Genomic DNA, 23,028 nt, shown 5'->3' with positions numbered 1-23,028 from the left:
TCATCGCCGTTACCTGCTCGTCAGCACATTCGGCACCGGTTTGTAAGCTGGCTCACCTTCATTCGAACGAAAAATGCGCTACGATAAATAAAAGACTGATCGATTCGAAAGGAATGATTCGCGTGCCACGCCCGCTCAAACTCAGTCTCATGCTCGCCGTGTTCGGGAGCATCTTCTATATCACGCACTTCCATTATGAGCTTCGCCCGTCTGACGTCCGTGACGTCGTCTTGTCGTTCGGCTGGTGGGGTCCTGTCGTCTTCTTCCTCATCTATGCGATTGGCCCGATCATCTTCTTGCCGACGTCGGTATTGTCACTCGGGGCCGGTCTCGCCTTCGGGGTATGGCCTGGCGTCCTCTATATCTTGTTCGGGGCGACGGCGGCGGCCGTGACCGGGTACGTCATGGCCCGACTGTTCGGCCGTTCCGTGCTCAAGGTCGAGAGCTATCCATGGTCGGAGAAACTGTTCACGCAGATGGAGCAACGTGGTTTTCTATACGTGTTTGTCTTGCGGCTCATCCCGCTCGTCAGCTTCGATTTACTCAGTTACGCCGGCGGGATTGCCAAAGTCAAATTCAAGTCGTTTATCCTGGCGACCGTGCTCGGCATGATTCCCGGGACACTCGCTTACAGTTTTCTCGGTGCGAGTCTCGCCTCGGGAAGCATCACCTTGGTCGTCATCGCCGCCCTCGTCTTCGTCACGTTGATCGGCGTCACCTACTATTTCCGGGAACCCGTCAAACGGTGGCTCGGGCTCACGTCAGACTAGAGAAGCGCGATCGCTTCTCTTTTTTTATGTCGGCGTGTAAAAACGATAAACATTCGGGTCAATCGGACGATACTCTAGTAGCTAGATTGACCCATCACCAGGAGGAATCTATATGAGTTCTACGAAACGCAATCAATTGATGCTCGTCACCACGTTCGTTATCGTCTTGACGTCTGTCACCGTCCATCTGCTCCACCGCTTCACGGATTTTGCCTATACGTACACCGTGCTCCGAAACGGTGCCGTCGGTTACGCATATCCCATCGCGACATGGGTCCTGTTTGCCGTTCCGATTGTGCTACTGATCGCCATGGTCGTCAGCCAACGTGTGAAACCACAACTGTTCCCGCACTTGATGATGCTCACGCTCACGTTTTCGAGCATCTCGACCGTCGCCGGTGGACAAGGGCTCGTCGAGTATCACTTCTCGATTTTCGTCGTCTTGGCGATTCTGTCGTTCATGCGCCGCATAGATTTAATCATCTATAGCACCGTCATCTTCGCCGTGCAGCATCTAGCCGGATACTTCTTGGTCCCCGAGATCATCTGTGGGACGGCCGACTATCCGTTCAGCTTGTTGCTCGTTCATGCGGTCTACCTCATCTTACTGAGCGCCGTGCTCATCGCGCAGATTCACTTCCGTAACCTTGAGTCGTCGCGTGTCAAAGCACAAGAAGATGAGACGCGCCGTCTGTTACAGCAGGCCGTCACCGATGCGAGTCAACTCGTCATGACACTCAAAAACCATGCGACCGAGCTCGAGACGGCCGCCAACCAGTCGCTCGAGTCTGGTGAACAAATCGCCGTCACCGTCGATCCGATTGTCGCCCACGCGACCGAGCAAGAGACGTCGATGAACCATGGGGCCGATGAGATTCAATCGATTCGCTCCCTCACCGCTCTCATCCAAGAACGGATGGCCCAGACGGCTGCCGCCTCGTCACGCATCGCGTCCGATGCCATCGCCGGGAACAGTGACATGCAACGGATGGAGACGAAAGTCGGTGAGATCATCAGTGAGTCGGAGCGGCTCGAACGTGTCGTTGCGACGATGTCGAACCGATCAACCGAGATTCAAGCCATCCTGCAACACGTCGAGACAATCAGCGACCAAACGAACATGCTTGCCTTGAACGCCTCGATTGAAGCCGCACGGGCGGGTGACGCCGGTCGTGGTTTCGCCGTCGTCGCTTCCGAGGTCGGCAAGCTCGCCGTCCAGTCTCGAGATTATGCAGCCGAGATGACCCGCGTCCTCGGCGGACTGATGGATGACACGACCGTAGTCCGCGATTCGGCACAGTTATTCAAACGCGCGACCGAGAACTGTCAAACCGTCTCGGCCGATGTGACGGCCGTCTTCCATCGTTTGACCGAAGATGTCTCCGAGATCGACGGTCAAATCAGTTCGATTCAAGAGACACGTCAACGCGTAACGTCGCAGATGGAGACGCTCGAAACGCGCCTCGCGACGACGAAACGAGCGGCGAGCGAACTGCAGCAACAGATTCAGCACGTCGCCGCCGCGACCGAGGAACAAGTCGCCATCCAAAAAGAGTTGAGCCACATGTCGGACCGCCTCGCCTCGACCGCGAGCACGTTAGAAGACGTGACCGGTCAGCTCGAAGCCCGAGCGAACTAAAAAACAGACCGCGAATGTGGAGATTCGCGGTCTGTTTTTATGAATGGCTGAAGAATGAAATTTTTGCAGTCGACCGAATGATGAGTACCGATACGAGCATGAGGATGGCCGCGATTCTAAAGCCCATATCCCCGATGACATTGAATTCATATCTCAGCCCGAACAGTAATCCTAATCCTAAGACAACGCCGATTAAGAACATCATGTTTTTCATGTAATCGATCCTTCCTATAAACATATTTACCGATTCTTTCATATGTACACTTAAGATTATCCATTAATTTCTAGTATACGCGATATGGCTGAGGTATACGCAAATATGTGAAGACAAATCGCTAGCAATCATCAAAAAACGTCACGTTCTCGATGTTCGAAAACGTGACGTCACTATCGTTTATAACGTCGATACGAGCTTTTGAAGCGCCTCTTTGAGCGGTGTAACCGGACGACCGAGCAATAGCTCGAAATCGTTCGACTCAACTTCGAGCGAGCCGTTGCGGATACTGTCTTGAATCCCGACGACGATTGGGATCGCGCCATCTGGCACACCGGCGCCGCGCATGACACCGGCGTAAGCGTCCAAGCTCACTTCTTGGAGTGTCACCTCACGGCCTAGCACTTCACTGAGCGCCTCGACAAGTTCGGCTTGCGTATGGAGCGGGCCGGACAACTCGAAAATGTTCTGTTCGAAGTCATCCGCGAGGAGCACGTTCGCTGCCGCTTCAGCGTAATCGTCTTGCAACGCCCAACCAACCTTCCCATCACGGGCAGCCGTCACCCAAGGTGCACCGGCAAGCACGCCTTGGATGCTGCCAAGTTCGTTTTCTAAGTACCAGTTGTTGCGCAAAAACGCATGCGGGATGCCCGTCCGTTCGATTGCGCCTTCCGTCTCGACGTGTGGCGGTGCCATGAGGTTTTGGCTCTCTGTCGCATCGGCGAGGCTCGTATAGGCGATGAACGATACGCCTGCGCGTTCAGCCGCCTCGACGGCGTTCGCATGTTGACGGATGCGCGTGTCGTTGTCGCCGTCCGCCGAGATGATGAGCAATCGTTCGACACCTTTGAACGCTTCATCGAGCGTCTCCGGCTTGTCGAAGTCGCCGTGTCGTACATCGACCCCTTTCGCTTTCAGTGCTTCTGCTTTTTCAGGGTTGCGGACACTGACCGCGAGTTCACTTGCGGGTACCGATTTGAGCAACACATCGACAATTTTCGAACCGAGTTTCCCGGTCGCACCTGTGACTAAGTATTTCATGAATCATTTCCTCCCTTTAACCTGTAATTGAATCAGTTACATGTAACCATCATAGTTACAGCATCTTCGTTTGTCAATTGTTTGTTCCCTGTTATACTGAAGATGTAACCAATTCACTTACACGACTGTGCAGAAAGGTGGTAGCCTATGTCCATCAGTAGCCGTTTCGCGGTCGGCATTCATATCTTGACGTTGATCGAGGTCAATCAGGACGGCGTCACCTCGTCTGACTTTTTGGCCGGCAGCGTCAACACGAACCCGGCCCTAATCCGAAAAATCATGGCCATGTTGAAGAAGGCCGACTTGATTGAAGTGAAGCCTGGCGTCGCCGGAGCCAAACTGACGAAAGACTTGACCGAGATTTCGCTCTATGACGTCTATCGCGCCGTCAGTGTCGTCGAGGAGAACGAACTGTTCAGTATCCATGACAACCCGAACCCTGCGTGCCCCGTCGGCCAACATATCCAAGCGACGATCGAACCGATTTTCATCCACGCCCAATCGGCGATGGAGTCTGTGTTGAAGCATGTGACCCTCGCCGATGTCGTGAACGATGTCGCCACGAAAAGCCAAGCAACCTGAAGAGAGGTTGCTTGGCTTTTTTTCAGATGAGTCGATACTTTTTGAAGCTATTCGCAAGCCCGTCTTGATCACACGCGTCTGTCACGTCGTTCGCGACACGCTTGACCTCGGGTTTGGCATTGCCCATGGCGACACCGACCTCAACGTATTCGAGCATCTCGATGTCGTTCAACCCGTCCCCGTAGGCGAACGTCTGCGCTCGCTCGAGACCTAGATGTTCGAGCAGCGTCGCAATCGCCGTCGCTTTATTGACGCCCGGAATGGATAGCTCCCCACTGTTAGCCCCGAATACGGCGACCGTGCTCGGGATGACGGTGAAGCGGGATGCGAACTCTTGTTGGATGACGTCGAGCGGGACAGACGAGCCGAGGAACGAGATTTTGTTCACGTCGGGACGGACGAGGTCGACCCCTTCCATCATCGCGTCATGAAACGGCTTCAAGCCGCGTTCAATCGTCGCGCTCGCTTCCGGATTGTTCGCCATCAACTCGTCGATCATCGTCGCCACCCGTGCCTTGGCGTTGCCGCCGGCGAACAGGCCGTCGTTCGACTCGAGATAGAAGTCGATGCCGTGTTCGGTGAAGAACGAGATGAGATGACTCAAATCATCGACGGAGACTTGTTGATGGTACAGCACTTCCTCCTCGAGCTCGATGTAGCCCCCGGCTGCCCCGATGATGCCGTCAAAGCCGACGTCGAGAATATCCGAGAACAGCTCGGCCTTCGAGCGCCCGGTCGACAAGAAGACGAGATGGCCGTTCTGTCGCGCCTCCCGGACGGCCTCTTTGGCCGATTCCGGGATGTTGCCGTGGTCATCGATGAGCGTGCCGTCGACGTCTAGAAAGATGATGTGTTGCATAATATCCTCCTTTTTTGTCCTGAACACAAGAAAAACCTAAACCAGACGCCACATGTGCGCCCAGTTTAGGTTTTGCCTGGTCATCCAGTAACAATCCTGATGTATGTCGTTTTCCCCTCAAGCATACCGCTCGCACATTTCCTTTGTCAAAGCTGTCGTTGTTGCCGCACATCGGCCCGTGGCGACAGCCCGAACAACCGGGCATACTCGCGGCTGAACTGCGATTGACTCTCGTAGCCGACCTGGAACGCCGCCTCGCCCACGTCCGTCGCCTGCATGAGTAACAGCCGTCTCGCCTCTTGGAGCCGTAACTGTTTTTGGAATTGGAGCGGGCTCATCGCCGTCACTTCCTTGAAATGACGGTGGAGCGTCGAGACGCTCATGTTGGCGACGCGGGCCAATTCCTCACTCCGAATCGTCTCGTTGAAGTTCGCGATGATGTGGTCGATGACGCGCTTGATCCGGAACGCCTGACTCCCCTCATACGCCAACTGCCGTAGCATCTCCCCGTTCGACCCTTGCGCCACCCAATACAGGAGCTCGCGCTTATAAAGCGGCGCGAGTTCCACATGATCCGGTGTGTCGACGAGACGGGCGAGACGGAGCGCGACATCGAACAACGCCTCGTCAGCATCGGCGATATACATGCCTCGTTTCGGTTCACGCGGCTCGGTCAGCTCGACGTGCCCGACGGCATCGATCAAGTCGTCAATCGTCAACTCGAGTTTCAGCGCCACGTATGGAACGTCTGCGCTCGCTTTCGTCACTTGGCCCGTCACAGGCAAGTCGACCGAGGCGACGAGGTAATGCCCGCCCTCGTAGATGAGCCGCTCGTCGCCGAACAACATCTCTTTCCCACCCTGCAGGATTAGGCAAAATGACGGTTCATTGACGCGAGTGATCGGTTCGGTCACCATCGATTCATGGATGAACGTCATCGCCGGAACGATCGTCGGATGCACCCCGTCCCCCGGTATGTGTCGTGTGATGATGTCAATCAGTTGCAGTCGTGTCTCGATGTCGTCCATCCTCCCTCGGTTTTCTCCCCTTCAGTATACGGTAGATCGTTTTCTTGGACGAGGCCTGTCCAACCTGTTGAGAGGATTAGGCAAAAACACGACATGAACGCGCTAACGCTCGCCCCACATCTCGCGACATACTGGTGGCAAAGGAGGGGAATCGACATGGAAAAGACGTATCACGTGACGGTCGAACGCGGCTTCGCGACATTTCTCACCCGCTGTGCGCATTACGCCCTTGCCCATAACGTGGCGATTCGGCTCGATTCATTCCGACTCGAACCGACGCCCGAGGCACTTGTCGAGGCGCTAGCGCTTCCGATTGGCACCCATACCGAATTACGATTGACCGTCAACGACGACAGCACCGTGGATGAGTTCGAACGGTTCCTCTCCACGTATCAACTTTGAAGGAGGCATTTTCGTGGAATACGTAAAACTTGGCAATACGGGACTCGACGTCTCAAGGCTCTGTCTCGGCTGTATGGGCTTTGGCGACGCGAACCGATGGATTCACGACTGGGTACTCGATGAGGCGGCGACCCGTCCGATCATCAAACAAGCACTCGACCTCGGTATCAACTTTTTTGACACGGCGAACATCTACTCGAAAGGCACGAGCGAGGAATACGTCGGACGTGCGCTTCGGGATTATGCGAACCGGGACGAGATCGTACTCGCAACAAAAGTTCACGGTCGAATGCACGACGGTCCGAACGGTGGCGGCTTATCGAGGAAGGTGATTCTGTCGGAAATCGACCATAGCTTGAAGCGGCTCGGCACCGATTACGTCGATCTGTATATCATCCACCGCTGGGACTATGACACACCGATCGAAGAGACGATGGAGGCGCTCCATGACGTCGTCAAATCCGGGAAGGCCCGCTACATCGGTGCATCGGCGATGTACGCCTGGCAGTTCCAAAAAGCGCTCCACGTGGCGGAACGGAACAACTGGACCCGGTTCGTGTCGATGCAGAACCATTTGAACTTGATTTATCGGGAAGAAGAGCGTGAAATGTTGCCGCTTTGTCGGGAAGAGAAAATTGGGGTCACACCTTACAGTCCGCTCGCCTCGGGGCGCTTGACCCGCGACCTATCGACCGTGACCCACCGCTCCGAGACGGACGTGATTCAACGTTCGAAGTATGACGCGACGATGGACGCCGATCGGCTCATCATCGAGCGGGTCGCCGCCATCGCTGAGACGCGGGGGATCACTCGTACCCAAGTCGCCCTCGCCTGGCTCCTTCAAAAAGACACGGTCACGTCTCCAATCATTGGCGCCACGAAAGCACGTCATTTGGACGAGGCCGCCCTTGCGTTGACCGTCACGCTGACAGCGGACGAGATCGCTTCACTCGAAGAACCGTACGTGCCGCATGCGGTCGTCGGTGCGTTATAATCAACATCACTTTGATTTTTTCCGAGCTAACAATATGTGAAAATAAGTTCTTTCGACCTTAAAAGTTTATCCTTCTTCAAAATTGGTTAACTCTTTACTAAAGACCTGTTACGAGGAGGAATTAGACTTATGTCTGATCACAAACAAAACGGTAAGTATGACCACATCATTGACCAAGTTGCAGCCAAGGCGAAAGAAATAACTGGGAAAATGAATGATGACAAATCGACTCATCAACGCAACGACGGCCATTCCGACTCTTTAGCGGACAAAGTCAAAGGCGTTCTGAATCAATTCCAAAAGCCTAAAAAGTGAGGAACCGGGCGTCTAGCCAACAAACTAAACCGAGGCGCTCGCCTCGGTTTTTCTTATGTACACTGGGGAAAAATCATTTAGGAGGTCACATGGATTATTCAGCGACAGAACTGACGGAGGCGAAACGTCAAATCGATTCGATTCTCCACAAACTGAACGAGACGGTGAAGACGCTCGAAGCAAAAGACGAACCCGCCCGTTACAAGGCGCAACTGACGCTCGCCAAACGTCGCATTCAGGCGTTGACGATTGCCGTCGACTTGATTGAGACACAACTCCCTACCGACACATGACAACAGCGGCCGATCACTCGGCCGCTGTTGTTTGCGCTTCGGCTTCTTCAGCCGCCTTCGCTTCCTCTTCTTCTTGTTCTAGCTCTTCGATCAATCGCTTCATCTCGGCGATTTCTCGTTCTTGCGCTTTGATGATCTCTTCTGACAACTGTTTCACGCGCGGGTCTTCGATTTCCGCCCGTTCGCTCGTCAAAATGGCGATGGAGTGGTGCGGGATCATCGCTCGCATCCAACTGACGTCATCGACCGTCGTCTGGCTCCGGACGAGCCATAACGACAAGCCGAAGACGAGCGCGCTCACGCCCAAGATGATGGCGTTCAGCTTCTTGTTCTTGTACATGCCCCACATGAACAGCAACATGACGAACGCCATGACCGAGCCCATGATGAGCGCCATGTACAGACGCGTCTGACTGAAGAAGATGTGGTCGAGTTGGAACACGTTCAAATACATGAGCCAGTACATGAGGAACGTCGACACAAGAATCATCACTCCGAATTTCGCATAAGGTTTCATTGTTCTCTCCTGCCTTTCTATTTATTTGCTTCTACGTATTCCTTTGCCTATTCTTTTTTCGTTAAAACCCCATGATTCATCTAGTCGAGCGAGCGTTCCTACCATTTCACTTCTTTTTCACAAACAGGGGCTATACTGTCAAAATGGACTTTGCCGACAAAGGAGACATCAAGACGTGTTAAAAAACCTGCAAGACCTGTTGACAGAGCTGAAACAGCTTGTGACATGGACGTATTTAGACAATCCTGCCGAAACGATGATTGAAGGCATTTCCTTCTCCTCCAAAGAAATTAAACAAAATTTTTTATTCGTCTGTATATCAGGGTATCGACGTGACGGTCATGACTACGTGAACGAGGCAATCCACAACGGGGCCGTGGCCATCATCGCCGAACGTCCGATCGAGGCCCGGGTGCCTGTCATCTACTGTAAAGATACGAAACATGCATTAGCTGAACTCGCCAGTGCGTTCTATGACCATCCATCGACGCGACTCCGTCTTCATGGCGTCACCGGGACGAACGGAAAAACGACGACGACCGCCCTGGCACATCAACTGTTCGACCAACTCGGCATATCCGCCGGCTTGATTGGCACACTCGGTATCACCTATTCCGGTCAGACGTTCGAGACACCGAACACGACACCCGATTCGCTAACCATCCACCGCCACCTCCACACCATGATCGAGGCCGGCGTGACGGATTGTCTGATCGAGGTATCTTCCCAATCCATCGCGGAGAGACGTATCGCGAACTTGTCATTCGAGACGACCTCGTTTCTCAATCTGTCGCACGACCATTTGGATTACCACGGCACGATGGAGACGTATGCGTACACGAAAGCCCAATTGTTCGCGCAATTATCGGATGTGGGTTGCGGCATCGTCAATGGTGACGACCCGTATCATGAGCTCATGCGGTCCGTCGCACCACCTCACGCGAGGCGGTTCAGGTTCAGCCGTCATTCGTCTGTAGCCGATTTAACCGGTCAGACGGAAGCTGACCGTTTTATCGTTCGTATGGACGGAGAGACGGCGTTGTCTGCGCCCCCGTTCCTAGAAGACTATAACCTCGACAACACGTTATGTGCGATCAGTATCGTCCTTCAAACGGGTGTCTCTTTAAAAGAGATTGTCCCTCACCTCTCGAACTTAACCTTGCCGAGCGGGCGACTCGAGAAAGTGTCGGGCATCACGACACCCGTCTATATCGACTACGGACATACTCCGGATGCCATTGAAAAAGTCGTGACATCGCTAACGGCCCGTCATTCTCGTGTGCTCGTGTTACTCAGCGCCGCCGGTGAGCGAGACCGGATGAAACGTCGGATGATGACCGACGTGGTCGCTGTTTCAGGCGCCGACTTCATCTTGACCGTCCATGACCCGCGCCATGAAAATCCCCAGCAAATCCTCGACGATTTAGCGGATGGACAGTCTGCCGAACTCGCCCATTTCGACAAGCGCGAAGAAGCCATCCGTTTCTTCTGTGAGCGGATGGTAGACTATGACTGTGGGGTCCTGTTCGGGAAAGGACATGACCACGTCGAGCGCATCGAAGACGTCCTCGTGCCGTTCGACGAATCGGAGCTTGTCCGACAGTTCTTTACAAGGAGAACGTAGCACGACTCTCGAAATTGGTAGGAACGATGGACGAAAACAAAAGGAGGACAACAGATGAACATCTTGATTGTCGATGACGAAGTAAAAATGAGACGGCTCCTTCGCTTATTCCTCGAAGGGGACGGCTACACTTGCATCGAGGCCGCGGACGGACGAGAAGCCATGGAGCTGCTATCTGAACGTCCGGACTTGGTCATGTTGGATATCATGATGCCCGGTGTCGACGGGATCACGTTGTGTCGCCAAATCAAAGCACTCGACGCCGAACTACCTGTCGTCTTATTGACGGCCCGCTCGGATAGCGAGACGACGATCCGCGGATTGGACGCCGGGGCTGACGACTATGTCACGAAACCGTTCGAAGGCAACGTGTTGTTGGCCCGGATTCGCGCAGTGTTACGACGGAGCCGCGTCACGAATGTGAATTATGGACAATTGCGCTATGAAGAAGCGAGCGGACGCATCCTGTATCAAGAACAAGAAGTCGTCATGACGCCAAAAGCGACGGCCATCTTAAAGTTGTTTCTGCAACATCCGAACCGGTTGTACAACCGGATGGATTTATATGACCTGGTATGGCCTTATTCGTCCGAATCGGACCCACGCACGGTCGACGCCCATATCCGTATGATTCGCGACAAACTCGGCGAGGCCGGCTTCCCAATTGACGACTATTTGAAGACGGTGTGGGGACGCGGGTATCGCTGGAGCGAGGAGCGATCGGACTCATGACGTTACGACGCAACAGCCTCCCGTTCCGAATCAGCTTGATTTTTTTGTTGACGACATTGCTGATTGAAGGTGTCTTGTTCTTACTGCTTTACCACACGTTGCTCGGTGAGCGCGTCGTCGAAGAAATCGATCGCCTCGAGTCGCGGGCCGAGAGTCATGCGAACGTACTCTCGATGAGCTTTGATGCCGAGACGATCGGTCATGTCGCGACGATGGAAAGTGAGACCGATACGAAAGTCGCCATCACCGCTCCCGACCATTCGATTTTGCAGACGTCCAATCGCTTTCCCGACCCGCTCGCGACGCTCGTTCAAGATGAAGCGAGCCGAGAGGACATGAATGAAACGATCGTGCTCGAAAATGATTGGGAGAACGAACCGTATCTCGCGGTGCGGACCCCGATTGACGCCATGGAAGACGACACCCGCTTCGGATATGTGTATATGTTTCTCCCGACCGAGATCATTCACGAGATCAGCCATCGCCTCCAACTCCGATTTCTCTACATCACAGGGATCGCGCTCGTCATCACCGTTTTGACGTTCGTTTTGCTGAGCCGTTTGATTTCAAATCCGATTCAGCTGTTGCGCCGAGCCACCGAGAACGTACTGACGAATCCTGAAACGTTGACGCTTCCGACGACTCGAGAAGACGAGATCGGGGAACTTGCCCGCTCGATTGAAGCGATGTCGCTCGAACTCGTTCGTCTTCGTAAAGAGCGCAATCAATTTTTATCCGACCTCGCCCATGAGATCAAGACGCCGCTCACGTATCTGCAAGGCTATGCCGAGATCGCGTCAAAACCACAAACACCAGGACCGTTAAAAGAACAGTCGATTCAAACGATTCTTGAGGAGAGCCAAGCGCTGACGGAACTCGTCGAAAATGCATTCCAACTCGCCCAGTTGGATGAGAACACGTTCACGTTGCATCGCGAAACCGTGCCTGCAGGTGAGTTATGCGAAGACTTACGCAGAGTGCTCGATACGATGTTCCGGGTGACGCCGATCGCCTTCAAAACTCAGACCGATTGCGGCGCAACAGACGTCATCCTTCAGTTGGACCGAAGTCGAATCTTACAAGTGTTCCGTTCCATCGCCCACAATGCGATTGAACACAGCGAGGCACGCCACGTCCGATTTGATATGCAGCTTGCGGATGAGTCGCTTCATTTCACCATTCAAGATGACGGGAAAGGCATCCCACAAGAGGACCTGCCTTACATCTTCGATCGTCTGTATCGGGTCGAAAAATCACGTTCCCGTCGGACAGGAGGCAGTGGCCTCGGACTCGCCATCGCCCATCAAATCATTCGTCTGCATGACGGCACGTTGACCGTCGCCTCCGACCAATCTGGGACGACGTTTACCATCACGCTTCCACTCCACTAAAAATGGCCGGCCCCTGACTCAGGCGCCGACCATTTTTTCAGTTCATCTTCCCCGCTTTCAACAGTTGCGTCCATCCCTCGTCTTCGAAGACGTACACACTGTTGTCCGACGTCGCCAGCAACAATCGTTCTGCTTCCATCACGAGTTCAATCGGGACGTTGTCACCGTTCATCGACGGCAAGTCGACGGACGTCTCCGTCTCGTCGGTCAAATCAGAGACGACCAATTCAAACGAAGCGTCCTGTTCAGTGATGTACGCCAGTCGTCCTTTTGCCGTGGCCATGGTGACGATATTCCCTTGATCATTGAACGGTTCGAACGTATCTCCCCCGTCGTCTGAAACGAGGATGCCATCCGGTCCATAGACGAAGACACGTTTCGCTTCGCTCGCATCGGCCGTGATACCGGCGATGCCACGACCTTCGATCCCGTCCATCTTCATCGGCTCAAACGAGACACCGCCGTCGAGCGAACGATAAAAACCTGGCGCGAGCTCTTTTGTCGCTTGTTCTAAATACACGTAAAGGCTCTCGGATTCGAAGCCCGCACTCATATAGTGAAAATCGGCCTCGCCCTCTAGCGAACGAATTTCGAGCGTCTCGCCTTTCTCGGTTCCACGGACGACGCCGAGCGGATTCTTATACGGCGAATCCTGCGCCGGGTGACCGCTCGCGTAAAAGCCGTCCGCGACGAGCTCAAAGCCCATATAGTCATGCCGGTTCGACGACAACTCGTACCAGCCGTCTTCCCTGAATTCCATCAGTCCCGTATGCGTCGCGATGACCGGGCGTCCGTCTTGCCAAAAACCGGCACCGTGAATATGGGAGACTTCGGTGCCTGCTGCTGTCGCTTCCCAGCGGTCTGTCGTCTGTTCCGTTGTCGATTTCTCTTTCTCAACAACCGGTGCAGTGGTCTGATCCTCTGTCGGATCCGCACCGCACGAGGCAAGTAATACGGTCGTCACGAACATCGGTACGAATAGCTTTCGTTTCATTCTAGTTCCCTCCATCTTTAGCATCCTACTCATTATAGAGACTAAAGATGAAAGAATTGTTAAAACTTGAGCGTCCGGGCATTGAGCGCGACGATGACCGTACTGAGGCTCATGAGCACCGCACCGACGGCCGGTGACAAGATGAGGCCGAGCGGTGCCAACACACCCGCTGCGAGCGGGATGGCGACGATGTTATAGCCGGCGGCCCACCACAGATTCTGAATCATCTTGTTGTACGTGTTGCGAGACAAGTCGAGAATCGACAGCACGTCTTTCGGGTTGCTCCGGACAAGGACGATATCGGCCGTCTCGACAGCGACGTCGGTCCCGCTCCCGATGGCGATCCCGACATCCGCTTGGGCCAAGGCCGGTGCGTCGTTGATGCCGTCCCCGACCATCGCCACTTTGCTGCCATCGGCTTGGACGGTTTGGACTTGCCGTGATTTATCATCCGGTAGCACTTCTGCGTACACTTCATCGATGTGAAGTTGCGAGGCGACCCAGTTCGCCACTTTCCGGTTATCCCCGGTGAGCATAATCGAGCGGACACCGCGCTCTCTCAACGCTCGGACCGTCTCTTTCGCCTCATCGCGAACCATGTCCGCCAAGGCGATCATGCCGACCAATTCCCCGTCGCGAATCGTGAAGACGACGGTCTTCCCGGCGGCCGATAACTGATCAAATGCCGTTTCATCGATCGATAGCTCGTGCTCGCGAATAAAACGAGGACTGACGACTTGAACGTGTGCCCCATTCACGCGACCTTCTAGACCGACGCCCGTGATGGAGGCGAAATCGACGACCTCAGGTAACGTCAAACCTCGCTCTTCCGCTTCACGAAGAATCCCTCGTGCGAGCGGATGTTGCGAGGCCGTCTCGACGGCGGCAGCCAGACGCAACACTTCATCGTTCGTATACGAGGATGCGGTTTCAATGTCCGTCACCCCAAAATCACCTTGCGTCAGTGTGCCCGTCTTATCGAAGATGACCGCATCGAGATGACGTGCCTCCTCGAACTGGGTCCGGTTTCGAATCAATAGCCCTCGCTTCGCGGATAGCGACGTCGAGACCGCCACGACAAGCGGGGACGCAAGGCCGAGCGCATGCGGACATGAGATGACCATGACGGTGACCATTCGCTCGACGGCCATACTGACCGAGTAGCCGAGAGCGAGCCAAATGACGAACGTCAGCACACCCGCCCCGACGGCGACATAGAACAACAGCTTGGCGGCCCGATTGGCCAGATTTTGCGTTTTCGATTTGGACTCCTGTGCTTCTTTGACCAAGTCGATGACTTTCGACAAGTATGTGCTCTCTCCCGTGCTCGTCGTTGAAATCGTCATACTTCCTTCTTGGTTGATTGACCCGGCGATGACGACATCTCCCGTTTCTTTCTCAACGGGCATCGACTCCCCGGTCAACATCGACTCATCGACCGTCGTCCGCCCTTTCAGCAGTTCCCCGTCGACAGGGATCTGCTCGCCCGGTTTGACGAGAATCAAATCCCCCGCAGCGAGCGCCGAGACGGGAACGTCTTCGATATCACTCCCGTTGATGCGGTGCGCCACACTCGGTAATAGACGAACGAGCTGTTGCAACGCGTTCGAGGCACCCATGATGGAGCGCATCTCAATCCAATGCCCGAGCAACATGATCACGATCAACGTCGCCAACTCCCAAAAGAAGTCATGTCCATGCCCATACCCGAACACGATAGCGACACTATAGAAGTACGCGACGCTGATGGCCAGTCCAATCAGCATCATCATCCCCGGGTTTCGTTGACGCAATTCGTCGATGCTCCCTTTCAAAAACGGCCACCCTCCATAGACGTACACGATCGTCGCCAACACGAATAGCGTCTGCTTTTCATAAGTAAACGTAAGTTCGAAACCGGCCCACTCTTGAATCATGTCCGACAAGATGAGGATTGGAATCGTCAGTCCTAACGAGACGAAAAATCGACGCTTATACTCTTCAATCATCCCTTCATGTCCGCCGGCGTGCGAGTCATGCGCTTCTCCGTGTTCATGATGAGATGACGCGTGGTGTGAATGTTCCACGTTGACCACCTCCTATGTATACCATATACCCCTATGCAGTATATAAAAACTAAATTTCCCGTTTAACAAAAATTTCATAAGTTGTTGGTATAACTAAATAGGTTCTCGCTTTAACTAGAAAGGATGATGCCTTATGAACCGCGTCATGAAATGGATTATCGGGATGGTTATCGTAAGTATCGTGATTGGACTGCTCCTCCTGTTGTTCACGTTCGCTCCTGGAGGCTGGATGATGGGAAACGGATCATTCATGGGAGATCGGGACAATGGCGGCATGATGCACGGCAATGGTGGGATGGGACGTGGGAACACGATTGACCTCATCACCTCCGACGAACCAGCTCAACCGCTTCCGATTCCGAAACGGCTACAACCTGACCGCGTCACAGACGAGGCGCTTTATTATACGGTCCGCACTGAACGTGGCGAGCATCGCTTCTTCGACGAAGGCGTCAACACCGAGACGCTTGGCTATAACGGGACTTTACTCGGCCCAATGATTGAGTTGCCGGCTGGGAAGACCGTGTATATCGACACGATCAATCAGCTCGCCGAGCCGACCTCTTTCCATTGGCACGGTCTCGTCATCCCTGGAGAAGAAGACGGCGGACCGCACCACCTGATTGGCCCCGGTGAGCAAAAACAAGTTCGTCTCGAGATTGACCAAGAACCGGGCACGCTTTGGTTCCATCCGCATCCGATGGGCGCAACGGCCGAACAAGTATACCTTGGTTTGGCCGGACTCTTGTACGTAACGGACCAAGCGGAGAACGGGTTGCCAAACGAGTACGGTGTCGATGACATCCCGCTCATCGTCCAAGACCGTCTCTTCACAGACGACGGACAACTCGATTACGATCGCCAGATGAACGTCGATGGCACGGTCGGCGATACGTTGATTGCGAACGGAGCCATCAATACGACGTTCGACGTGACCACGAACACGTTACGCGTCCGTCTCGTCAACGGCTCTAACGCTCGGAACATCGACTTCTCATTATCGAACGGATCGTCATTCACTCAAATCGCGACCGACGGCGGGTTGCTCGACAAACCCGTACCACTCAAAACGTTGACGCTCACACCTAGCGAACGTGCCGAGATATTAATCGACTTCTCAGACTTGTCGCTCGGAGACGATCTCGCTCTTCAAGCGGATGGGATTCCGTTCACGACGTTCACGGTGCGTGACGAGGTCGATCAAGACGGCGAATGGAGCGATGCCTTTGACGGAACGTCTGCGTCTAACGAATCAAGCGTTGCCGACCGACGCCTCACGTTGTTCGGGATGGGCAACATGGTGTCGATTGACGGCAAACAATTCGATCCCGATCGAATCGACATCAATGTCCAACAAGGTTCGACCGAGATATGGGAAATTTATAATCGAGAAGACATGATGGGCGGGATGACCCACCCGTTCCACGTCCACGGCGTCCAATTCCGGATACTTGAACGGGACGGCCAACCCCCGCCTGACAACGAACGCGGTTGGAAAGATACGGTCGCTGTCGCACCGGGCGAAAAAGTAAAAATTGAAATGACGTTTCGGGAGACAGGGACGTTCATGTATCACTGCCACATCCTGGAACATGAAGAAAACGGGATGATGGGACAGTTGAAAGTAAACTAATCACACGTTAATTGGAGGGAATAGGAATGAAGATAAACAAAAAACTTGGAATGATGACGATGGCACTCTCACTGAGCGGTTTGCTCGTTGCTTGCGGCGAAGATGAAACGACGAACAATGACACGAACATGAATGACCAGATGGAAGAGACGATGGACGGAAACGACCATTCAGGAATGGATATGTCCGGGTCTGGTGACGTCCCCGAAGGCTTGAAGTCAGCGGAGAACCCGACGTTCGCGGTCGGTGACACGGCCATCATCACAGAAGCCCATATGCCAGGTATGGAAGGAGCCGAAGCGACGATTGTCGGTGCTTACGACACGGTCGTATACAGCATCTCGTATGATCCGACGCATGGGGGTGAACGTATCGAAGACCATAAATGGATTATCCATGAAGAAGTCAAAAACGCCACGACCGAACCATATGAGGTCGGCGATGAGATCGATGTCGAGGCTGAACATATGGAAGGAATGGGCGGCACGACGGCAACCGTCGATTCGGCTGAAAAGACGACCGTCTATATGGTCGACTTCACGTTAGAATCAGGTGAAGAAGTGACCAATCATAAATGGGTCACCGAGGAAGAACTGTCGGCACCATAATCGAAATATTCATCTGAACGTGATCACGCCTTCTCCGTAAGGGCAGACACGCTAAACCGGGGCGCATGCCTCGGTTTTTCTTATGTATAGAGGAAGCACTTCAAGGAAAGGACTGACAAAAGCGGCTGATTCTCATCGGTCTTTTTTATTTAGGCCAAACTAATTAAAATTACCCTGTTTTTCAAAAGCTAAACTATGAGAAATCGGAGTTTTTTTGAATATTAGGCATATATTCTTTTACCAACAAAACGTTGTATGTCTCAATCACGTTGGTATAACTCGACTTTTCCCACTACACTGTCGTTTTCATAACGATTATACTTTTTTGAAATATAAATGACATATTAGAATCTATTTTTTGATGGTAAAATTTTTTTGTAAGGTAATTATCATTGTTCTGTCGCATTGTTACATAATTGAAAGGATTTACCATACTATGAAAAAACAACTGATGACGATTACATTAGGCGCCCTTCTTGTTTCCGGCTTGACACTTCCCGCTTCGACACCGGTAGAGGCAGCTACATCGTATAAAGTCAAAGTCACGACGAATGTCCTGAACGTGCGGAGCGGCCCATCGACGTCTTACCAAAAAGTCGGCAGTGCCAAACTCGGCCAAACGTTCACCTATCTCGGCGCGACCGGTTCATGGACGAAAATCAATTATAACGGCAGTACAAAATACGTCTCGAGTACATATGTAAAAAAATATAGCAGCACATCACTCCAAACGGCGACAGCGGGCAAGCTCCTCATGCCGACAAAAGGTACGTTGACGCAAGGGTACGGCCCGGCGAGCGGAAAATATGGCTACACGTTCCATAACGGCATCGATTTGGCGGCCGCCAAAGGCACGACGGTTCAATCGGCAGCATACGGCCAAGTCATCGTCGCCCGGAACTACGGCGCCTACGGCAACCACGTCATGGTTTCACACACGATCAACGGTCAAGCCTATACGACCGTCTACGCCCACTTGGACCGCTTGAACGTCGTCAAAGGACAGAAGGTCGCCAAGGGTGGGAAAATCGGTACGGTCGGCAACACCGGCAACTCGTTCGGGAACCATCTCCACTTCGAGGTCCATAAAAACAAATACGTCTATAGCAGCTCAACGGCTGCCAATAGCGTCAACCCATACACGTTCTTCTAAGCCTGACGCCTTCCTCGCATCCTCGAGGGAGGCGTTTTTTCCTAGAATCGAGACCGAATCGTCCAAGTGTCCCGATCATGACCGGTTTTTAGCTAGGCCCATGGGTGGTATAGGGAATTAAGCCGGAATATCGTATAATGAATGGGAATGCTACGCACTTACTTACTTTCATAATATAACCTTTGATGGAAAGGAGGTTCTCTCATGAATCGAAAGTCATTTTATCCGGCACGGCGAAATCATGGACGGTCCGCGAGCAGTCGATCCGTCGTGACGAAGCGCGCCCGCTCCCCTCACGCCTTCCCGATCGCCTCGCTCGTCGAAGAGGTGCAGGACGCCGTCTGCTATATCGACTTCACACGGAACCATCTGTATTCGAATGAACAGCTCCGCGTCATCTGTCCATCGATGGAGACCCGTCGCTTTCCAAGCATGGACGATATGACCCGTTTCTTTTATGAGACGTTCGAGCGGAACGGGGCCGATATGACCGACGTGACGCTGTTTTGGGACGAGCTGTTGACGAACCGGTTCGGCTGTTGCCCGAGCATGGATGCGAAGTCGCTCCGCATCGGCGAGCGGACGATGCAACTCATTTCGAACTTCACGCACACCCCGCGTGGCGTGTTCATCATGTGGCGGGACGTCACCGACGCCATTCGGTTCGAGGAGCAGAAGGATGCTTTCCTCGCCGAGCTGTCCCACGAGTTCCGCTCGCCGCTCACAGCCATTAACGGCTATGCCGAACTGCTCATGTACCAGCATAGCGATAACGACAAGACGCACGGGATGTTGACGCTCGTCAAACGGGAAGCCGAGCGGCTCGAGCGCCTCGTCGACAACTTCCTCGACTATCAGCGGGTGAACTATTCCGAAGAGCTGTTATCGCTGTCGACGTTCGCCTTGCGACCGGTGCTCGAGGACGTCGTCGCCCACTACAAGGCAACTTCTCCCCAGCACGACGTCATCTTGTCAGCCGACGACGTGACGATCGAGGCCGACGAGGAAAAACTGTTGCAGTTGCTTCACAACTTGATTGGCAACGCCATTAAGTACTCTCCGGACGGCGGCACGGTCTATGTCGAGATGGCGACCGAGGGCGACACGTACGTCCTGTCGGTACGGGACACGGGGATCGGCATCCCGAGCGACGCCATCCCGTACGTGTTCGACGAATACTACCGCGTCGACTCGGACGCCCACCGTCCGATCAAAGGGACCGGGCTCGGCCTCCGCATCTGCAAACGGATCGCCGAGGCACACGGTTGGGGCATTCACGCCGACTCAGTGTACGGAGAAGGAACGACGTTCTCCATCTATCTGTATTCCCACAGCACAACGAGTACGACACTGCTCACGGAACAAGAGACAACCGACTAAAAAGGGTTTGGCCGAGGCCAAACCCTTTTGTCATGCTGCTTGATCGCTTGATATGTCGCACTCGAGCCCTTGTTCACGCATCGCTTTCGCGTGGCGGAAGAACAAGCCGAACAGTGTGACCGTGCCGATTGTGGCCAAAACATACGGGAGCACCCCGTCCATCTCGAAGCCGATCGGAGCCGTCAAAATGTAGAACCAGACGACATACAACATGAACGTCCCGGGCAACAAGGCGATCCAGTAGTTCCGTCCTTTGATATACAAGTACGTCGCACCGACGAACAAAGCGATGACCGCCGTCGTCTGGTTGGCCCAGTTGAAGTATTGCCACAACAGACGGAAGTCGACTTTCGTCAAGATGAATGACAGGACGAAGAGCGGGAGCGCGATCCACAACCGTGACGTGAACTTCTTCTGGACGATGTTCAAGTAGTCGGCGATGATCATGCGGGCACTCCGGAACGCCGTGTCGCCCGACGTGATCGGCAAGACGATGACACCGAGGATGGCGAGCGTGCCGCCGATGCTGCCGAGCATGAGCGTCGCCACTTCTTGGACGACGAGCGCCGGCGTGCCGGCATTGATCATGGCGAGCAGTTCACCCGGCTCGAAGATGGCCATGGCGGCAGCCGCCCAGATCATGGCGATGACCGCTTCGACGATCATCATGCCGTAAAAAATGCTGCGACCGTTGCTCTCTTTCATCGTCGTCCGCGAGATGATCGGTGACTGCGTGGCATGGAAGCCTGACAGTGCCCCGCACGAGATGGTGAAGAAGATGAGCGGCCAGAGCGGCAAGCCGTCCGGATGCATGTTCGTCAACGTCATCTCTGGGACTTGATAGCCTTGCGTGAATAGACTGACGGCGATGCCGACGGCGCTCAACAAGAGAAGCGCCCCGAAGAACGGATAGATGCGGCCGATGATTTTATCGACCGGGAGCAGTGTCGCCAAGATGTAGTAGGCAAAGATGCCGAACGTGACGATGGCGAGCGTCGAGCCGTTGCCGTCGAACAAGTTGTTGATCATATTGGCCGGTGACGTGACGAACACGGTCCCGACTAAGAGCAACAACAGCAACGCGAAGCCGTTGACGACGTGGCGGAGCGACCGACCGAGGAACTTCTCAGCGAGTTGCGGCAAGTGCGCCCCATTGTTGCGAAGCGAAATCATCCCGGTCAAATAGTCATGCACCGCGCCGGCGAAGATGGAACCGAGAACGATCCACAGGAATGCGACCGGGCCATACAAGGCACCCATGATCGGCCCGAAGATCGGACCGACCCCGGCGATGTTCAACAGTTGAATCATCGAGTTGCGCTTCGTCCCCATCGGCACGTAGTCGACGCCGTCCTGTGACGCATAGGCGGGCGTCGTCCGCTCTTCTTTGATCCCGAACGTCTTCTCGACGTACCGGCCGTAGACGAGATAACCGAGCAATAATAATCCTAAAGCAATGAAAAATGTAACCATCGGGTGGTCCTCCTATATATAAGTGATTTATGATTTCTTCATGTGAAATGTATCACATGATTAATATAGCAGGGTCCCCGGCCGTTGAATAGATGAATTTGCTCACAATTTCACATGAAAATATAACTGTTCATCGTTTAGACAAACGTTGGCGTTGAGCCGTTTTCATGAAAACGCTTGCTTTTAGAATGAAATGATTCGAAACCGGGAACAGTCGAACAGAGAGAAGCAGAAAGGATGATTTTTGTGAAACGTCAACGTGGATTTTTAGCACTCCCGGTCGCCATCGCCTTTGTCCTCATCTTCGGTCTGTTGTTCGATAACTGGTGGCTCGGACTCGGGGGCGGCATCGCGATGTTCTTCGCGTTCCAAGGGACGAAGAAGAAGGCTTGAAACTTTTTGAGGCGGCATCCGTATAAATTGGACAAAGGAGGAGTTCTCTATGTCCAATAAACAGACGACCGGCAGCTATGCCTTCCCGCTCGCCCTCGCAATCGGTATCTCGTTAGCCATCGCCCTCGACAACTACTTGATTGGGCTCGCGATTGGCGTCGGGATATATTTCGCTTTTAGTGATTCGCCGAAGAAAGATGAACAGAAAAGAACCCCTTGAGAGTCGTCTCTCAAGGGGTTCTTTCAGTTGATGCGTTGAAACCGCTCGACCTCGTCCGTCATGATGGCGTCGACACCAGTCATGTCCGGCAACTCGCTCGGGTCATTGATCGTGTAGAGACGTAGCAACCGATTTTGTTCGCGGAGCGTCGCCGCCTCCACTGTCCCGGTGAATTCCGGCTGGGCGTGGACGGCCTCGGCTCCGACTCGTTCCACAAATTCAACCAGATTCGGATGCCCATCAGTTGTCAGGACGGCAATCCTCGCCTCGCGGGCGATATCCCGCAACCGGACGAGCGTGTCCGGGTTGAACGAGGAGAAAACGACGCGCTCTTCTAACTTGAACTCGGTGACGGCGAGCCACGTCAGATACTCGATCCCGTCATAGTCGAACCGGTCCGTCTTCAGCTCGATGTTGAGCGTGACGTCGGTCGGTTCGAGCAAGACGAGCACTTCCTCGAGCGTCGGGATCCGTTCCCCGCTCTCCGTCCGTAGCAAGCGGAGCTGCCGGAGCGTCATGTCTTTGACGAAACCGCTCCCGTTCGTCGTCCGGTCGACCGTCTCGTCATGGATGACGACGAGGCGTCCGTCGCGCGTCAATTGGACGTCGAGCTCGATGCCGTCGACATGTGGCAACGCCGCCTTGAACGCGCTTAGTGTGTTCTCCGGATACTTGGCGCTATAGCCGCGGTGTCCGTAAATCAACAT

The 23,028-nt window shown here is 53.9% G+C and carries 25 protein-coding genes; 16 read left to right on the top strand and 9 right to left on the bottom strand.

Annotation, left to right across the window (positions count from 1 at the left end):
• The first annotated feature begins 122 nt into the window (after nucleotides 1-122).
• Together KNP60_RS01820 and KNP60_RS01815 are read left to right on the top strand one after the other, a co-directional pair.
• Nucleotides 123-770: a TVP38/TMEM64 family protein gene (locus KNP60_RS01820; RefSeq protein WP_138858815.1), complete on the top strand. Its 648-nt coding sequence runs from the start codon at nucleotides 123-125 to the stop codon at nucleotides 768-770.
• 112 nt (nucleotides 771-882) lie between these two features.
• Nucleotides 883-2,409, top strand: a complete 1,527-nt coding sequence (locus KNP60_RS01815) for a methyl-accepting chemotaxis protein (protein ID WP_214796746.1) — start codon at nucleotides 883-885, stop codon at nucleotides 2,407-2,409.
• A 37-nt stretch (nucleotides 2,410-2,446) separates the two neighbouring features.
• Here KNP60_RS01815 and KNP60_RS01810 read toward each other — a convergent pair whose 3' ends face one another.
• Both KNP60_RS01810 and KNP60_RS01805 read right to left on the bottom strand, forming a co-directional pair.
• On the bottom strand, nucleotides 2,447-2,623 hold the full coding sequence (locus KNP60_RS01810) for a hypothetical protein (protein WP_167491749.1): 177 nt from the start codon (nucleotides 2,621-2,623) through the stop codon (nucleotides 2,447-2,449).
• A gap of 180 nt (nucleotides 2,624-2,803) precedes the next feature.
• On the bottom strand, nucleotides 2,804-3,664 hold the full coding sequence (locus KNP60_RS01805; RefSeq protein ID WP_214796745.1) for an SDR family oxidoreductase: 861 nt from the start codon (nucleotides 3,662-3,664) through the stop codon (nucleotides 2,804-2,806).
• A gap of 147 nt (nucleotides 3,665-3,811) precedes the next feature.
• On the opposite strand from KNP60_RS01805, the gene KNP60_RS01800 reads away from it, so the two are divergent.
• Nucleotides 3,812-4,246: an Rrf2 family transcriptional regulator gene (locus KNP60_RS01800; protein ID WP_058764740.1), complete on the top strand. Its 435-nt coding sequence runs from the start codon at nucleotides 3,812-3,814 to the stop codon at nucleotides 4,244-4,246.
• A 22-nt stretch (nucleotides 4,247-4,268) separates the two neighbouring features.
• On the opposite strand, the gene KNP60_RS01795 is transcribed toward KNP60_RS01800, so the two are convergent.
• Nucleotides 4,269-5,105 (bottom strand): Cof-type HAD-IIB family hydrolase, encoded by an 837-nt coding sequence (locus tag KNP60_RS01795; RefSeq protein WP_214796744.1) that lies wholly within the window; start codon nucleotides 5,103-5,105, stop codon nucleotides 4,269-4,271.
• A 146-nt stretch (nucleotides 5,106-5,251) separates the two neighbouring features.
• The gene (locus KNP60_RS01790; RefSeq protein WP_214796743.1) at nucleotides 5,252-6,133 is read right to left on the bottom strand and encodes an AraC family transcriptional regulator; all 882 of its coding nucleotides are present in this window, start codon (nucleotides 6,131-6,133) and stop codon (nucleotides 5,252-5,254) included.
• Between the two features lie 156 nt (nucleotides 6,134-6,289).
• On the opposite strand from KNP60_RS01790, the gene KNP60_RS01785 reads away from it, so the two are divergent.
• From KNP60_RS01785 to KNP60_RS01770, 4 genes are all read left to right on the top strand, one after another.
• Nucleotides 6,290-6,535: a hypothetical protein gene (locus KNP60_RS01785; protein ID WP_214796742.1), complete on the top strand. Its 246-nt coding sequence runs from the start codon at nucleotides 6,290-6,292 to the stop codon at nucleotides 6,533-6,535.
• 13 nt (nucleotides 6,536-6,548) lie between these two features.
• Entirely contained in the window at nucleotides 6,549-7,529 is a 981-nt protein-coding gene (locus KNP60_RS01780; protein ID WP_214796741.1) for an aldo/keto reductase, read from the top strand.
• Between the two features lie 129 nt (nucleotides 7,530-7,658).
• Nucleotides 7,659-7,844, top strand: a complete 186-nt coding sequence (locus KNP60_RS01775; RefSeq protein WP_214753760.1) for a hypothetical protein — start codon at nucleotides 7,659-7,661, stop codon at nucleotides 7,842-7,844.
• 89 nt (nucleotides 7,845-7,933) lie between these two features.
• Complete coding sequence (locus KNP60_RS01770) at nucleotides 7,934-8,137, top strand: hypothetical protein (protein WP_214796740.1); 204 nt, start codon at nucleotides 7,934-7,936, stop codon at nucleotides 8,135-8,137.
• Between the two features lie 13 nt (nucleotides 8,138-8,150).
• On the opposite strand, the gene KNP60_RS01765 is transcribed toward KNP60_RS01770, so the two are convergent.
• A complete protein-coding gene (locus tag KNP60_RS01765) occupies nucleotides 8,151-8,654 on the bottom strand; it encodes a DUF305 domain-containing protein (protein ID WP_214796739.1) in 504 nt (167 codons plus the stop codon).
• Between the two features lie 175 nt (nucleotides 8,655-8,829).
• On the opposite strand from KNP60_RS01765, the gene KNP60_RS01760 reads away from it, so the two are divergent.
• The 3 genes from KNP60_RS01760 to KNP60_RS01750 are packed head-to-tail and all read left to right on the top strand — an operon-like array spanning nucleotide 8,830 to nucleotide 12,401.
• The gene (locus KNP60_RS01760; RefSeq protein ID WP_214796738.1) at nucleotides 8,830-10,278 is read left to right on the top strand and encodes a UDP-N-acetylmuramoyl-L-alanyl-D-glutamate--2,6-diaminopimelate ligase; all 1,449 of its coding nucleotides are present in this window, start codon (nucleotides 8,830-8,832) and stop codon (nucleotides 10,276-10,278) included.
• A 54-nt stretch (nucleotides 10,279-10,332) separates the two neighbouring features.
• Complete coding sequence (locus KNP60_RS01755; protein WP_214792256.1) at nucleotides 10,333-11,010, top strand: response regulator transcription factor; 678 nt, start codon at nucleotides 10,333-10,335, stop codon at nucleotides 11,008-11,010.
• Nucleotides 11,007-12,401: a sensor histidine kinase gene (locus tag KNP60_RS01750; protein WP_214796737.1), complete on the top strand. Its 1,395-nt coding sequence runs from the start codon at nucleotides 11,007-11,009 to the stop codon at nucleotides 12,399-12,401. The genes KNP60_RS01755 and KNP60_RS01750 overlap by 4 nt, the downstream gene beginning before the upstream one ends.
• A 37-nt stretch (nucleotides 12,402-12,438) precedes the next feature.
• Here the strand turns inward: KNP60_RS01750 and KNP60_RS01745 are convergent, their stop codons facing one another.
• Entirely contained in the window at nucleotides 12,439-13,395 is a 957-nt protein-coding gene (locus KNP60_RS01745) for a F510_1955 family glycosylhydrolase (RefSeq protein WP_214796736.1), read from the bottom strand.
• A 59-nt stretch (nucleotides 13,396-13,454) separates the two neighbouring features.
• Nucleotides 13,455-15,311, bottom strand: coding sequence for a heavy metal translocating P-type ATPase (locus KNP60_RS01740; protein ID WP_483299260.1), 1,857 nt, complete (start codon nucleotides 15,309-15,311; stop codon nucleotides 13,455-13,457).
• 283 nt (nucleotides 15,312-15,594) lie between these two features.
• Between KNP60_RS01740 and KNP60_RS01735 the strand changes: the two genes are divergently transcribed.
• The 4 genes from KNP60_RS01735 to KNP60_RS01720 all read left to right on the top strand — a co-directional run bounded on the left by KNP60_RS01735 (nucleotide 15,595) and on the right by KNP60_RS01720 (nucleotide 20,235).
• Nucleotides 15,595-17,094 carry a multicopper oxidase family protein gene (locus KNP60_RS01735; protein WP_214796735.1) on the top strand — a complete coding sequence of 500 codons (1,500 nt, stop codon included), beginning with the start codon at nucleotides 15,595-15,597 and terminating at the stop codon, nucleotides 17,092-17,094.
• A 26-nt stretch (nucleotides 17,095-17,120) separates the two neighbouring features.
• A complete protein-coding gene (locus tag KNP60_RS01730; protein WP_029594721.1) occupies nucleotides 17,121-17,702 on the top strand; it encodes a YdhK family protein in 582 nt (193 codons plus the stop codon).
• 436 nt (nucleotides 17,703-18,138) lie between these two features.
• Entirely contained in the window at nucleotides 18,139-18,855 is a 717-nt protein-coding gene (locus KNP60_RS01725; protein ID WP_029594720.1) for a peptidoglycan DD-metalloendopeptidase family protein, read from the top strand.
• A gap of 204 nt (nucleotides 18,856-19,059) precedes the next feature.
• Nucleotides 19,060-20,235: a sensor histidine kinase gene (locus KNP60_RS01720; RefSeq protein WP_214796734.1), complete on the top strand. Its 1,176-nt coding sequence runs from the start codon at nucleotides 19,060-19,062 to the stop codon at nucleotides 20,233-20,235.
• 30 nt (nucleotides 20,236-20,265) lie between these two features.
• Here the strand turns inward: KNP60_RS01720 and KNP60_RS01715 are convergent, their stop codons facing one another.
• Complete coding sequence (locus tag KNP60_RS01715; RefSeq protein WP_214796733.1) at nucleotides 20,266-21,708, bottom strand: carbon starvation CstA family protein; 1,443 nt, start codon at nucleotides 21,706-21,708, stop codon at nucleotides 20,266-20,268.
• A gap of 246 nt (nucleotides 21,709-21,954) precedes the next feature.
• Between KNP60_RS01715 and KNP60_RS01710 the strand changes: the two genes are divergently transcribed.
• Both KNP60_RS01710 and KNP60_RS01705 read left to right on the top strand, forming a co-directional pair.
• On the top strand, nucleotides 21,955-22,101 hold the full coding sequence (locus KNP60_RS01710) for a hypothetical protein (protein WP_214797008.1): 147 nt from the start codon (nucleotides 21,955-21,957) through the stop codon (nucleotides 22,099-22,101).
• 49 nt (nucleotides 22,102-22,150) lie between these two features.
• Nucleotides 22,151-22,321 carry a hypothetical protein gene (locus KNP60_RS01705; protein ID WP_214764341.1) on the top strand — a complete coding sequence of 57 codons (171 nt, stop codon included), beginning with the start codon at nucleotides 22,151-22,153 and terminating at the stop codon, nucleotides 22,319-22,321.
• A gap of 23 nt (nucleotides 22,322-22,344) precedes the next feature.
• Here KNP60_RS01705 and KNP60_RS01700 read toward each other — a convergent pair whose 3' ends face one another.
• A complete protein-coding gene (locus KNP60_RS01700; protein ID WP_214796732.1) occupies nucleotides 22,345-23,028 on the bottom strand; it encodes a glycerophosphodiester phosphodiesterase in 684 nt (227 codons plus the stop codon).

The organism is Exiguobacterium sp. s5 (genome assembly GCF_018618075.1).
Taxonomy (GTDB): domain Bacteria; phylum Bacillota; class Bacilli; order Exiguobacteriales; family Exiguobacteriaceae; genus Exiguobacterium; species Exiguobacterium mexicanum_A.
Note: the sequence above shows the minus strand (reverse complement) of the source record. Positions and strands in the feature narration are given on the sequence as shown.